We start from the raw sequence: 12779 nt of genomic DNA on the forward strand, positions 1-12779 counted from the left end.
CGTCCCGTCCGTGCGTGCGACGAAGCCCCGGGCACGGGACGTGACGGAAATGTGTTCGGTGGCGGAGGGTGTCGTTGCTATACGATCACTCGGCCGACCGCTGGGGACTCGCGGTGGGCTCACTCTCTTTCAGATCCCGGGGGACCGTTGAAGATCCGTCGTTCGCTCGCCACCGCCGTCCTGCTCGCCACGGCCGCCGCACCCGTCGCCCTGGGTGCCGCCCCGGCCTTCGCCGACACCGCCCCGGCGGGGCAGGGGCAGGCCGATCAGGCCGGGGCGAAGACCGACGAGGAGAACCGCGCAGCGATCGAGAAGCTGCTCGTCTACCCGAACGACTACCTGCTCACGGCCCCGAGCACCTACCTGCGCGAGCACGCGGCGGAGGCGCTCGCCGGCACCCCGGAGGACCGGGCGCACTTCCTCGCGGTGGAGGTGGACCGGATCCGCCGGGACGACGCACGGATCGCCATCATGCGGATCGTGACCGCCGGCGGCCCGGCCGTGAAGAAGGCCGGCGAGGCCGCGTTCCCGTCGGACGACGTCGAGGTGCTCCGCGCCTTCCTCAAGGTCGGCCAGTACACGGCCCGTACCGAGGACGAGCACCGCGCCGAGGTGCAGCGGATCCTCGACGACCCGAGCAGCGGACCGGGCGTGCGCGAGGCCGCGCAGAAGGCCCTCGCCGGCACCGCCGCGGACGTCGAGCACTTCCTCACGGTGGGGCGGAAGGCCGCCGCGGAGGACGACGACCGGGTCCTCCTCTCCCAGATCATGTCCGTCGGCGGCCCGGCGGTGCGGAAGGCCGCCGGCGCAGCGCTGGACGGCACCATCGAGGACGTCCGCGCCTTCCTCAAGGTGGGCCAGTACGTCGCCCGCGCGGAGGACGAGAACCGCGCCCGCGTCCGGCACGTCCTCGACGACGCCGACACCGGCCGGCACGTCCGGGAGGCGGCCGAGAAGGCGCTCGCCGGCACCGCCGCGGACGTCGAGCACTTCCTGAAGACGGAGCTGGAGCCGCTGCGGGCGAGCGACGACCGGGTCCGCGTCTCGCAGATCGTCGAGGCCGGGGGGCCGGAGGTCCGGAAGGCCGGCACCGCCGCGCTCAACGGCACCGTCGAGGACGTCCGGGCCTTCCTGAAGGAGGGTCAGTTCGCGGCCCGCGCCAAGGACAAGGCCGCCGCCGAGGCCGCGCAGAACAACTCCACCACCACCCGGGCGGCCACCACCACCGGCACGACGACCGCCTCGGCAGCGCTCACCACCACCACGGACGGTGCGGGCACCAGTGGCTCGCTGGCCTCCACCGGCCCGTCCGCCCCGCTCGGGCAGCTCGCCGCCGTCGGCGGCGCAGCCGTCGTGCTGGGCGCCGGCGCGGTCATCGCCACGCGTCGCCGCTCGCGGGCCTGACCCACCCCGGCCGGTCGGCGCGCGGGTCGCGCCGACCGGCCCCGGGTGAGGCACTCGGGACGGATCTGCAGTCAGGCCGGGTGCGGTGGTGCCTTGGCGGTGCGCTTGGCGAGCAGGCCCGCGAGGAGCATGACGAGCACGCCGATCCCGACGCCGCACGCCGTCCACAGCACCCGGTAGCCCCCGGCCGCGTAGTCGGACGGCTGCAGGAGGTCCACCAGGATGAGCACGCCCGCGGCGATGGCCGCGCAGTAGAACGCGTGGTTCCAGAAGCGGATCGCCGCCCCGTGCATGAACAGGACCAGCGCGACCACTTCGAGTCCGCGGTCGACCGCGAACAGCCTGAGTCCGTGTTCACCGGTCGGGATCAGCAGGGTCAGCGCCGCCGCGACGGCGCCGATCGCGGCGCCGAGGAGGCGCTGGGCGGCGGTGAGCGTGGTCTGTTCCAGGCCCGGTTTCATCGCGATCATGGCCGCGATCGGCATCCAGGATCCGTGCGTCAGGTCCCGCCCGCCCGGGAAACCGCCTGGGCCCAGGTGTGGCTGGTGATGTGTGTGGGCGGCGTGGTGGCAGCCGACCACGAGCGACAGGGCGCCGATGAACCAGATGCTGAGGAGCGTCGCGTTCACGAACCTCCGCGCCCCGAACGCGGCCATCAGGCCGGCCACCAGGGTGACCGCGAAGGCCGCCGGCGCCAGCCACCCCCAGGCCGCGCCGCCGGGCCCGAACGCCGGCGCGGTCAGCCCCGCGCCGATCGCCGCGAAGAGCGCGATGTGCCCCGCGCGGCGCCCGTAGCTGCCTCCCGGGTCCTCCGGCATCGCGAACAGGAGGCCGAACAGTGCGCTGAGCAGGTACTGCTCGTACCCGATCGCCCAGAGGACGATCAGCGGCACCAGCGCGACGTCCGGGAACACCACCGCCCGCGGCCGGTTAAGCCCCGCGGGTCTGAGCTCGAACACGTGCGACAGCCAGGTCGTGCCCCTTCCACCCTGAACAGTCTGTGCTTCTCGTCCGCTCGTACCGACCACGGCAGCCTCGCCGGCCCGAGTCGTCGGTGTGCGGGTCCGCGGCGGCGGTCATCGCTCCTCGTCCCCGGCCCCGGGGCTCCGCGGTCCGGCCTTCCGCCGCCGGCCGCGCTGGACGGCGCCGACGATGACCTTGATGCCCAGGCCGAGGACCACCAGGTCGGCCAGCATCTGGACGGTGACGACCAGCCGCGCGGTGTCGGTCTTGGCGGTGATGTCGCCGAATCCGACGGTGGAGAAGACGGTCACCGTGAAGTAGATCCCGTCGGAGTGGGACAGGGGCTCGTCGAAGCTGCCGGGGGACAGTGCGGCCAGCGCGACGTAGGTGGCGGAGAACAGCAGCAGGAAGAACGGGACGCAGATGGACAGCGCCTCGGCGGCCCGCAGTCCCGGGTGCCGGGAGCGGACGATCGAGCGGACCTGGACGGCGACCAGCACGATGAACCCCGCCAGTCCGACGAGGAGCATGGTGACGGTGGCCGACGTGGACGAATGGTCCAGCGGCAACCCGTAGTACAGCGCCACCAGCGCGACGACCGAGCCGACCACGCGGACCAGCGTCCAGGCGATCCTCCGGACCGAGGGCCGGGCTCCGGCCGGGTCCTGGGACGGCGCCCCGGTGCCGCCGGTCATGACGGCCTCCGCGGCCTGGTGAGCACGGCGCGGAAGGACATGCCCCGGTCGAGCCACATCATCCCGGTGACCGCGCCCAGAATGATCACCACCCCCATCGCGATGAAGAACGGCATGAGGGCGGACACCACCCCGATCGGCCCGTACTCCCGGTGGTGGCTGGTGACCATGCCGGAGAAGGCGACGCGAAAGACGACCGGCATGCCGAGCCGGAACGCACCGGTGGCGACCCGGCCGGCACCAGCCTGCGCCGGGCGACCCGGCCGGCCAGCAGGAACCACATCGCGAAGCACCAGAAGGCCGTGTACGCGGGGACGTTGACGATCCACCACCGGACCGGCGCACTGTCGTAGAACGCCTTCCCGGCGGTGGTGCCCAGGGAGACCCAGCCCACGACCACGGCCAGCCGGCCCAGCACCCTCAGCCGGTCCCGCGCGCCACGGGCGGGCACCTCGAACATCTGCTGGTACAGCTTCTGGACCGAGCCGGCTGCGGCGAGCCCGCCCAGGACGAAGAAGACCCACGACAGACCGGTGACCGCCGAGGAGGTGGCCGCGGAGGAGGCGAACAGGTCACCGACGTCGGTGGCGGCCTCCTTGTTCGGACCCAGTCGCAGGGCCGGCGTCGACACCGCCGACCGCCCGGCCGGGGCGGACGTGATGAGCATGAACGGGAACGCGCACAGCAGCAGCGTGGCGGCCGGCAGCACGGCCCGGCCGAGGAACTCGAACGCGTCCAGATAGCGGTGCCACAGGTACTCGGCCCACGGCCCCGCGCACTTCGCCCTCCCCCACTCGCCCGCCCGCCGGACGCGCCGGACGCTCCGCTCAACGGCCTTCCCGCCGGGGCGTCTTCCCCCTGCGCCACGGGCCCGTGCCTCCCGCCCGTCCCGCGACCTTCCCGGTGTCCTGTCCGTCGCCCGCATGGCACATCCTCCAGGAGCCGACCACCCGGGTCGGCTGCGGCCCGTCCCACGGCGGCAACACTCGTACTCCGGGCTGCGGTCCTGTATCCACCGTCGCACGACACCCGGCCCGTGTCAGGGCCGGACGGCCCTGACGGACCGGGCCGCCCGGCCTCGTGTCGGCGGGTGGCCGACACGGCACCACGCGTGAACCCCGGACGGCCGGACGGCAGTCCGTACGCCGTTGATGTCGGATGTGGACGTCAAAAGCCCCGGACCGGGAAGGGTCCGGGGCTTTCGCGGTGTTCACTGCCGGTGGGCGCAGACGGTTTCGAACCGCCGACATCCGCCTTGTAAGGGCGGCGCTCTACCGCTGAGCTATGCGCCCGTGCCACCGCACACGGGGATGCCCGGGTGCACGACGGAGGCCTAGCGTACCCGGTCCGGGGGGTTGCCTGCCGCCACCGTCCGGATGGCGTCGGACGGCGGGTCCCGGACGGTGGGGGCCATCGGGAAGAATGGGCCTGGATCAGGCGTACGAGCAGCAGGGAGCGCGTGGTGAGGGTGGCCGGCGGTGGCGGCGGGCGGGGCGGCTGGTGGCGTCGGGGCGACGGCGCGCGGGCCGAGGCGGTGGCTGCCCGGGACGCGGCGCAGCAGACCTTCTACGAGCTCGACTCGGCGCAGCGCGACGCCCAACTCGCCCTGGAGACGATCCGGTCGGCGGAGGACAGTGCGGCGGCGGGCCGGGCGCAGGCCGACTTCCAGGCGCTGTCGGGGCGGATCGACGAGGTGACGGTCGGCTACCTGTCGGCGCTGGACGCGTACGACCTGGAGGACCCGGAGCTGGACTCCGCCGCGGCGGGCCGGGCGCGCCGCCAGCTGGACCAGGCCAAGAACGACCTGGAGCGGCAGCGGACGGAGCTGGACTCCTTCGTCCAGCGGCTGCAGCCGCTGGTGCAGCACGCGGAGTCGCAGCTGATCCGGGTGACACCGGCGGTGGAGAAGGCCCGGCAGGCGCTGCTGGGGGCGACGACGGCGCTGGAGCAGGTGCGGTCGGCCGGGCTGAAGGCGGACGACCTGGCGGCGCGGCTGGCGGAGCTCGGCCCGGAGCTGACGAGGATGAACGAGGGCGTGGCCCGGCACGGGGTGCAGGCCACCCTGCAGCGGGCGGAGGACGTGGCGCGCCGGGCCGGGGCCGTCCGCGAGCAGGCGGAGCAACTGCCGCAGCGGGCGAAGGAGATCGACCGCCGGGTGGCGAGCCTGCGGACGCGGGTGCAGGCGCTGGAGACGCGCGGGGGGACGGTGGAGCCGGCGCTGAGCGAGCTGCGGCGGCGGTTCTCGGTCTCCTGCTGGCAGGACCTGCAGCAGGTTTCTGCGCAGACGACGGAGGCGGTGGCGACGGCCTCGCGGAAGCTGGACGAGGCGGCGCGGGCGCGCGACGAGCAGCGCTGGGCGGACGCGACCGGCGCGATCGGGACGGTGCGCGCGGTGCTGGAGACGGCGGAGGGCTCGGTGACCGCGGTCAACGACCGGCTCCGGCAGCTGAACGAGGTGTCGCACGACCCGCACAAGGAGATCGAGCGGACGCGGTTCGCCCTGCGGGACGCCCAGCGGCTGGCCATGACGGGCCGCCAGACGCCGGACCCGCGGCACGCGGCCCCGCTGGACGCGGCGGTGGCGCGGCTGGACCGGGCGGTCACGGCGCTGGAGGAGGCCGGCCGGCACCCCGACTACTGGCGGTTCCTGACCGAGCTGGCGGCGGTGCGGGAGACCGCAGCCGGGGTGGTGGCGATGATCCGGGGGCCGCGCTGACGGGTCGCCGCGGGAGTGACCCGGGACACATTACCGGTCAGTAACTTAGTGCTAGAGTCGCGCCCATGGCACGCAAGCGCACGCTCTCCGCAGCCACCTTCCGGCGCGGCATCAACCTCTGGCCGCCGTTCCTGTTCGCCGGCATCAAGGTGCTGGCGGTCGACGACGCCTTCCGCAGCGCGAAGGTCCGGCTGCGGCTCGGGCGGCTCAACCGCAACTGGGTCGGCACCCACTTCGGCGGCTCGATCTTCGCGATGACCGACCCGTTCTGGATGCTGCTGGTGATGCAGAACCTCGGCCCGGACTACTACGTGTGGGACAGCGCCGCGGAGATCGACTTCGTCTCCCCCGGCCGCGGCGACATCACCGCCGAGTTCGTGCTCACCGACGACCGCCTAGCGGAGATCCGCGAGCTGACGGCCGACGGCAGCAAGGCGCTGGTCTGGTTCGACACCGAGGTGCTGGCGCAGGACGGCTCGGTGGTCGCCCGGGTCCGCAAGCAGGTCTACGTCCGGCCCAAGCCCGAGCGGGCCCGACCGGAGGGCCCCGGGCGGACCGCACGGGACGAGCGGGGCGGGCGGGCCGAACCGGTGGCTACTGCCGTCTGAGCCGCCGCCTGGGTACCCTGCCGCTATGCCTCGCTACGACTTCCGCTGCCGCTCCTGCGGAGCCACCTTCGAACTCCGCCGCACGATGGCCCAGGCCAACGACCCGGCCGTCTGCCCGGAAGGCCACGCCGACACGGTGAAGCTGCTCTCCACCGTCGCCGTGACCGGCACCGCGGGCGGCGGCGCCGCGGCGGCCCCCGCCCCGAGCGGTGGCGGCGGCGGTTGCTGCGGCGGCGGCTGCTGCGGCTGACCCCCGGAACGGACCGGGACCGGAACCGCCGGAACAGGAACGGCCGGAACGGAACGGGGCCCGGCGCACGGCCGGGCCCCGCCGACGTTCAGGCGCGGACGGCCGCCCCGGCCCGGACGCGCTCCAGCATCCGGCGGACGATCTCCTCGCCCGCCGCGACACCGACCTGGGTGAGCGCCGTGACGCCGGGCGCCGCCCAGCCGGTGTCGGCGAGCTCGCCGTGGCCGGGCCGCCAGCCCGCGTCGGCGGCGAGCAGCAGCTCGGCGTCGAGCAGCGAGTCGCCGGCGGTCAGCACGGTGGCCGCGCCCGTCCGGCGCTCGACCTCGGCCAGGGCCTCGCTCTTGGTGAGCGGGGCCGGCACCGCGTACACCTTGCGGCCCTGCAGCGAGACCGTCCAGCCGCGCTCGGCGCACCAGCCGGTGAGCTCCTCCAGCCAGCCCTCGGGCAGGTCGGCGCGCTCGACGACGAGGTAGGCGAAGAGGTCCTCGGCGACCCGCCGCTTGTGCGTCCACTCCGGGTCCGCGGAGATCGCCAGGTGCTCGACGACCTCGGCGAGCGGGGCGCTGGCGGCGGCGAGCCGGGAGCGCACCTCGGCGTGCCAGTCGCGGTCCCAGACGCCGTCGACCAGCACGTGGCCGCCGTTGGCGCAGATCGCGTACTTCGGGATCCACCCCGGCGTCGGGCCGGGCAGGTTGACCCGCTCGTACTGGGCCCGGGTGCGGGTGGTGGCGGGCACGAACACGGCGAGCCGGGTCAGTTCGACGAGCAGCTCGGCGGCCCGCTCGGTCATGAACGAGAGCGCCCGGCCGTCGTTGACCTCCACCGAGAGCAGCCGGGGGGCGAGCCGGTCCGGCACGTCCAGGGCGAGCGCCCGGTTGGAGTAGATCAGGGTGCGGTCGAGGTCGCTCGCGACCAGGAACTGACTCGGCTGCTGATTCGGCATCAACTTTCCTTCGTGAGAACTTCGCCGCCCTCGGCGGCGTGCACCGCCGTGCCGTCGGCGCCGGTCGCCCCGCGGGTGTAGCGGGGGTGGATCAGACCCACGCAGGAGTACGGCAGGTCGTCCACCTCCTCCACCGGGACGCCGCGCTGTGCGGCGAGCAGCCTGACGTGGTCGAGGTCGGCTCCGGCACCGCGCCGGGCCAGCACTCGCCAGGGCACCCGGCGGAGCATGACGCGGGTCGTCTCGCCGACCCCCGGCTTCACCAGGTTGACGTTGTCGATGCCGTACGCGGCACTGATCCGCTCGACGGCCTCCCAGCCCTCCCAGGTGGGGGTGCGGTCCTCGGTGGCGAGGGCGTCGGCGGCCGCGACGGCCGTGGCCCGGACGGCCGGGAAGTGCGCGGCGACGGCGGTGAGGAAGTCGTTGGAGACGTCGGCGACGGCGAGCTCGCGGTAGAACTTGGCGCCGTGGAAGTCGTCCGGGCCGATCAGGTCCGGGCGCAGCACGGTGCGCGAGATCAGGCCGGAGACGGTGGAGTTGAGGCAGGCCGACGGGATGAGGAAGTCGTCCCGGGTGCCGTAGGTGCGAACGCAGCGACCGGGGTCGGCGAGCACCGCGAGGTCGGGGTCGAAGCCGGTGTCCTGCAGCGCCTCGGCGAGTTCGCGGGTGATGGCGCCCTTGCCCGTCCAGCCGTCGACGAAGACCACCGAGCCGGCGTCGTGGTGCGCGGCGAGGTGGCGCAGCGCCACCGGGTCGATGCCGCGGCCGCGCACGATGGAGACGGTGTAGTGCGGGACGTCCAGGCCGTGGGCGAAGCCCAGCCAGCGGCGGATCAGCACGCCGACCGGGGTGCCGGCCCGGGCCAGCGAGGCGAGCACCAGGCCGCGGCCGCGCTCGCGCAGCAGCGTCTCGGCGACGGTGCCGACGGCCAGCGCGATCCGCTCGCCGGAGGCGCTGAGCGCCTGCCTGTACAGCTCCTGGTACTCGGGGCTGGGCTGGTACTCGATCGGCAGCGACTCGGCGTAGTGGGCGCCGCCGGACTGCACGGCCTCCTCGCGCTCCTCGGTCGGCGCCTCCAGCGCCACCCCGGAGAGGTCCTTGAGCAGCCAGATCACGTCCTCGGCCGAGTACGAGGAGAACGCGGGGCCGAACAGCGGCGCGGGCAGGGTGGTCGTCATGGTCGCCTTACGTGGGGAGGTGCGCTGTCGATGGTGGGGGGCGGAGGCGTCAGCGGGGTGACCCGGGCCGGTACGCGGGGAGAACGGCGAGCACCACCTGGTCGGTGACGGCCCGCAGCTGGCGCAGCAGGGCGTCCTCGCCCTCGTGCAGGGCTGCGGTGTCAGCGGGGGTGTCGACCACCAGGACGACCGCGTCGAAGCGGCGGTCGGGGTCGCTGCCGGGGGCCACGTTGTAGGCGTACCGCTCGGTGGAGCGGTCGGCGGGGTCGTCGTGCGCCGGGAAGGCCAGCCGGGTGCGGATCGCGTAGCCCGGGTCGTCGACGGCGAGCACCGGCGAGCGGGTCGTCGTGGAGAAGCGCACACGGTCGCCGCCGAGCCGGTCGGCGAGCGCTCCGGCGAGGCGCAGCGGCGCGTACATCAGCTCCTCGAAGCCGAGGACGAGGATGCGGCGGCGGTCCGCGAGCAGCTCGGCGAGCGGGGCGGCGAGGCCGGGCAGGGCGGTGTCGAGGCGGCGGCGGTGGTCGGCGGTGAAGCCGTGCCGGCCGCCGTCGGGCAGGTCGGCCGGCCAGTCGAGGGCGGCCCGGTGGACGGGGGCGAGCGGGCCGTCGGGCAGCGGCGCGGCGGCGGGCTGCGCGTCCACGATCTCCTGGGCTCGGGCCAGCACGTCGGCGGGCAGCCGGACGCCGCCGACCGCGGTGGCGACCAGGTCGACGCGGGCGCCGAGCTCGGCGGCGGCCTTGTCGAGGCGCTCCCGGTCCGCCTCGGTGCGCAGGTCGACCAGGGCGACCACCACGTAGCGGTCGCGGGGGTGCGCGGCGTGCAGCGCGCGGACGGTGTTGAGCACGGTGTTGCCGGTGGAGAACTCGTCGTCGACCAGCACCAGCGGCCCGTCGCCGGCGAGCAGCGCCGGGTCCTCGGGCAGCAGCAGGTGCGAGGTGGCGTGCGAGTGCTCCTCCTCGAAGCCGCCGACCGGCTCGACGCCGTCGACCGGGCGGCGGGTGGAGTGCAGGTAGGGGGCGTCCAGGCCGTCGGCGACGCTGTGGCCGAGCGCGGTGGCGGTCTCCGCGTAGCCGAGGACGACGGCCCGGGCGGCGTCCTCGGGGCCGAGCAGCTCGGCGACCCGGCGGCCGAGCTCCAGGCCGGCGCCGTGCACCACGGCGGGCAGCTGCGGCACGTGCTTGCCGAGCACGTGCGAGACCAGCAGGTGGGCGCGGCGCGGGTTGCGGCGCAGGGCGAGCCCGATCAGCTCCCGCAGCTCCGGCGAGCCGGTGAGCCCGATGCCGAGCCGGTCGGTGACCCACTGGCCGGTCCACGGCGCCGGGGCGGGGTGCTGTGCGGTCAAGGCTCCTGCTTTCGGTGGTGCAGAGGTGCGGTCGTGCAGCAGTACGGTCGTGCGGTCGTGCAAAGGTGCCCAGGGTACGCAGCGGCGTCCGGGGCGCGCGGAGGTGTCCGGGGTCCGGCCGGGTCAGCCGCAGAGGCAGGCGCCCAGCAGCTCGGCGAAGCTCACGTCCTCGCGGGCCACCCCGAAGACCTCGGCCCGCAGCAGCACCCGCTCGGCCCAGGCCCGGTGCGGCTTGGCCTCGTTCATCTTGTTGGTGTACGCGGAGCGCAGCACCCCGCCGCCGTCGCGGCTGAGGATGTCCTGCGCGTCGGAGTACTCCTCGTGCGTGACCACCGAGAGCGCGTGCACGGCGGGCACGTGGCTGGGGTGGATGCAGGTCTTGCCGAGCAGGCCGTTGGCGCGGTCGAGCTCGATCTCCCGGATCAGCCCGTCCAGGTCGTGCTCGATGATCCGCTGCCGGACACCGTCGGCCGGCGGCTGCGCCTCGGCGAACGGGGTGCGGCGCAGCTGCGGCTTGAACATCCGCTCCTGTACCGGGAAGTACTCCCAGACCGGGCCGGTCACGGTGTACCCGGTGCCGTCGGCACGGCCGAGCACGTTGACCACGTCGCCGATGACGCCCGCCACCAGGGCCACGTCGTAGGCGGTGAGGTCGGGCGAGCGGCGCAGTCCGTACGCGGAGCACAGGTCGGTGACGCCGAGCCGGACGGCGAGGATGCGCTCGCGGTGCTTGTCGAGCAGCCGGGCGATCGAGAAGAGCTGCTCGCGCCGGGTCTCCAGGTGGGCGAGCTCGGGCGACTCCAGCACCGGCATGGCGAACAGCCGCTGGCCGGAGCGTTCCTCGGCGGCGGTGAGCGCCTCCAGGTAGGCGCCGCCGCTCTCCTCGGTGAACTTGGGCACCACGTAGCCGGCGAGCAGCCGCACCGCGGGGCCGAGCCGGGCGGTGAGGTCGGTGATCTGGGCGGCGGCGCGGACCCGGACGAACAGCAGCGGCAGCCCGGTGTCGCCGGCGGCGGCGAGCCCGCCGAGCTGGGCGACGAGGTTCTCCTCGGCGGCGGGCACCTCGTGGTCGGCGATCGCGTCCTCCAGGCAGAGCACCATGGAGACCACGCCGCGGGCGGCCTGCTTGCGGATGTCGGCGGCCAGCGTGCTGCGGGTGGCCGGGCTGTAGAGGGTCGCGCCGAGCGCGGTGGAGAGCACGGCCGGGGCGCTGTCCAGCGCGAAGTCGACCGGCTGGTGCAGGAAGAGCCGTTCGCGGACGTCGTCGGCGAGGTGGCCGAAGTGGCGCAAGCTGCTCTCCCTGCGATCGTGGTGGCATCCCGGTCACCGGGCGGGATTGGGCTGACGTCCCGACAACAGGGACGAACAGCGGGGCCCGATGGTTTCGCGGGTGGGGGCGGCGCGGTCGCCCTCGCGTCCGCCGCGACGCGTTCGCCGAGGTGGGTGGTGTACCGGGAGCCGTTGGCCGCTAATCGTACGGTCCTTCAGGGCTTTGCAAAGACCTGAAACATCGAATTCTCGGAAGGTTACCCGGTGCGACACAAAACCCCCCTCCGGGCCTGTGGCGGCCCGCATTGTCCGCGGAGGGCGGGGCCGGGCAGGATTGGGGCATGACGCACGTGATGGCGAAGGGCGCCAACATCCCGCTGCCGGCCACCGCCGTCCGCGCCGTGCTGCGCTGGTCGGCGACGCCCGGCGCACCCGACGTGGACGTCTCCGCGCTGCTGGTCGCCGCCGACGGCAAGGTCCGTTCGGATGCCGACTTCGTCTTCTACAACCAGCCGAGGCACCCCTCGGGCCTGGTCCGCCACCTGCCGAAGCAGCAGGCCGGCGCCGGGGACGAGGTGTCGGACGCGGTCGAGATCGACCTCGGCCGGCTCGCCGAGGACGTCGACCGGGTGGTGCTGGCGGGCTCATCCGAAGGGGGTTCCTTCCCGTCGGTGCCGCGGCTGCGGGTGCTGGTCTTCGACACCGCGGCCGGCGAGGCCGATCCGCTCGCCGAGTTCCCGGTCACCGACAGCGGGGACGTCACCGCCCTGGTGGCCGGTGAGTTCTACCGGCGGGACGGCGGGTGGAAGTTCCGGGCGGTCGGCCAGGGCTACGCGACCGGCCTGAGCGGGCTGGCCACCGACTACGGCATCGCGGTCGAGGACGGCGAGGACGTCGCGGACGCGCTGCCGCCCGTGCCCGAGCCGCCGGCGCCCGAGCCGGCCGGGCCCGCGGCCGACCTGCCGGAGGAGCCGGACATCTACACGCTCGCGCCGGCCGCGCCCCCGGCGGCCCCGCTGCCGCCGCCGCCCAGCGCTCCGCCGACTGTGGGCACCCCCGCCGCCCCCGCGCCGCAGGCGCCCGCCGGGTACGGCTACCCGCAGCCTGCCGCCGCCCAGGCCGGGGGCTACGGCTACCCGCCGCAGCAGCCCCAGCAGCCGGCCGGCGGGTACGGCTACCCCCAGCAGCAGCCCGGGTACGGCCATCCGCAGCAGCAGCCGGCGCCCGGCTACGGGTACCCGCAGCAGCAGCCCGCCCCGCAGCCCCAGCAGCAGGCGCCGCAGCCGGCCCCGCAGCCGACCGGTGCGCCGGGCTTCGCGCTGCCGCCGCAGGGCCCGCAGTTCCAGCCGCGCTGACCACCGGGGCGCGCCGTCCGCGCGGCGCGCCCCCGGGTGCCCCGGGTGCGTCCGGG

At 74.6% G+C, this 12779-nt stretch carries 10 protein-coding genes, 1 tRNA gene and 1 pseudogene; 5 read left to right on the top strand and 7 right to left on the bottom strand.

Annotated features, from left to right (window positions below):
• Nucleotides 1-147 precede the first annotated feature (147 nt).
• Entirely contained in the window at nt 148-1404 is a 1257-nt protein-coding gene (locus IE98_RS44425) for an ALF repeat-containing protein (RefSeq protein WP_030267481.1), read from the top strand.
• A 71-nt stretch (nt 1405-1475) separates the two neighbouring features.
• Here IE98_RS44425 and IE98_RS0109870 read toward each other — a convergent pair whose 3' ends face one another.
• From IE98_RS0109870 to IE98_RS0109890, 4 genes are all read right to left on the bottom strand, one after another.
• Complete coding sequence (locus IE98_RS0109870) at nt 1476-2372, bottom strand: FUSC family protein (RefSeq protein WP_043173860.1); 897 nt, start codon at nt 2370-2372, stop codon at nt 1476-1478.
• 108 nt (nt 2373-2480) lie between these two features.
• Nucleotides 2481-3062, bottom strand: coding sequence for a potassium channel family protein (locus IE98_RS0109875; RefSeq protein ID WP_078660892.1), 582 nt, complete (start codon nt 3060-3062; stop codon nt 2481-2483).
• Nucleotides 3059-3394: a hypothetical protein gene (locus IE98_RS50700; protein WP_234443480.1), complete on the bottom strand. Its 336-nt coding sequence runs from the start codon at nt 3392-3394 to the stop codon at nt 3059-3061. The genes IE98_RS0109875 and IE98_RS50700 overlap by 4 nt, the downstream gene beginning before the upstream one ends.
• A gap of 888 nt (nt 3395-4282) precedes the next feature.
• Nucleotides 4283-4354: transfer RNA gene (locus IE98_RS0109890), tRNA-Val, on the bottom strand.
• A 170-nt stretch (nt 4355-4524) separates the two neighbouring features.
• Between IE98_RS0109890 and IE98_RS0109895 the strand changes: the two genes are divergently transcribed.
• The 3 genes from IE98_RS0109895 (at nt 4525) to IE98_RS0109905 (ending at nt 6636) form a co-directional block, all read left to right on the top strand.
• Nucleotides 4525-5778 carry a hypothetical protein gene (locus IE98_RS0109895; protein WP_234443481.1) on the top strand — a complete coding sequence of 418 codons (1254 nt, stop codon included), beginning with the start codon at nt 4525-4527 and terminating at the stop codon, nt 5776-5778.
• Nucleotides 5779-5843: 65 nt separating this feature from the next.
• On the top strand, nt 5844-6386 hold the full coding sequence (locus IE98_RS0109900; RefSeq protein ID WP_052390352.1) for a DUF4442 domain-containing protein: 543 nt from the start codon (nt 5844-5846) through the stop codon (nt 6384-6386).
• 25 nt (nt 6387-6411) lie between these two features.
• A complete protein-coding gene (locus IE98_RS0109905; RefSeq protein WP_030267496.1) occupies nt 6412-6636 on the top strand; it encodes an FmdB family zinc ribbon protein in 225 nt (74 codons plus the stop codon).
• 88 nt (nt 6637-6724) lie between these two features.
• Here the strand turns inward: IE98_RS0109905 and IE98_RS0109910 are convergent, their stop codons facing one another.
• From IE98_RS0109910 to IE98_RS0109925, 3 genes and pseudogenes are all read right to left on the bottom strand, one after another.
• Nucleotides 6725-7579, bottom strand: coding sequence for a hypothetical protein (locus IE98_RS0109910; protein ID WP_030267498.1), 855 nt, complete (start codon nt 7577-7579; stop codon nt 6725-6727).
• A pseudogene (locus IE98_RS44430) lies at nt 7579-10099 on the bottom strand (phosphoribosyltransferase). Before IE98_RS44430 ends, IE98_RS0109910 begins: the two are co-directional and overlap by 1 nt.
• 123 nt (nt 10100-10222) lie before the next feature.
• Nucleotides 10223-11389: an HpcH/HpaI aldolase/citrate lyase family protein gene (locus IE98_RS0109925; RefSeq protein ID WP_030267503.1), complete on the bottom strand. Its 1167-nt coding sequence runs from the start codon at nt 11387-11389 to the stop codon at nt 10223-10225.
• A 320-nt stretch (nt 11390-11709) separates the two neighbouring features.
• On the opposite strand from IE98_RS0109925, the gene IE98_RS0109930 reads away from it, so the two are divergent.
• Nucleotides 11710-12723 (top strand): TerD family protein, encoded by a 1014-nt coding sequence (locus tag IE98_RS0109930; protein WP_030267505.1) that lies wholly within the window; start codon nt 11710-11712, stop codon nt 12721-12723.
• Nucleotides 12724-12779 lie beyond the last annotated feature (56 nt).

The organism is Streptomyces sp. NRRL B-24484 (genome assembly GCF_000717715.1).
Classification (GTDB): Bacteria; Actinomycetota; Actinomycetes; order Streptomycetales; family Streptomycetaceae; genus Kitasatospora.

What these genes read in the sequence shown, in the direction of transcription:
- IE98_RS0109875 (WP_078660892.1), bottom strand. Translation starts at nt 3,062, where the DNA reads ATGACCGGCGGCACCGGGGCGCCGTCCCAGGACCCGGCCGGAGCCCGG.
- IE98_RS0109900 (WP_052390352.1), top strand. Translation starts at nt 5,844, where the DNA reads ATGGCACGCAAGCGCACGCTCTCCGCAGCCACCTTCCGGCGCGGCATC.
- IE98_RS0109905 (WP_030267496.1), top strand. Translation starts at nt 6,412, where the DNA reads ATGCCTCGCTACGACTTCCGCTGCCGCTCCTGCGGAGCCACCTTCGAA.
- IE98_RS0109910 (WP_030267498.1), bottom strand. Translation starts at nt 7,579, where the DNA reads ATGCCGAATCAGCAGCCGAGTCAGTTCCTGGTCGCGAGCGACCTCGAC.
- IE98_RS0109930 (WP_030267505.1), top strand. Translation starts at nt 11,710, where the DNA reads ATGACGCACGTGATGGCGAAGGGCGCCAACATCCCGCTGCCGGCCACC.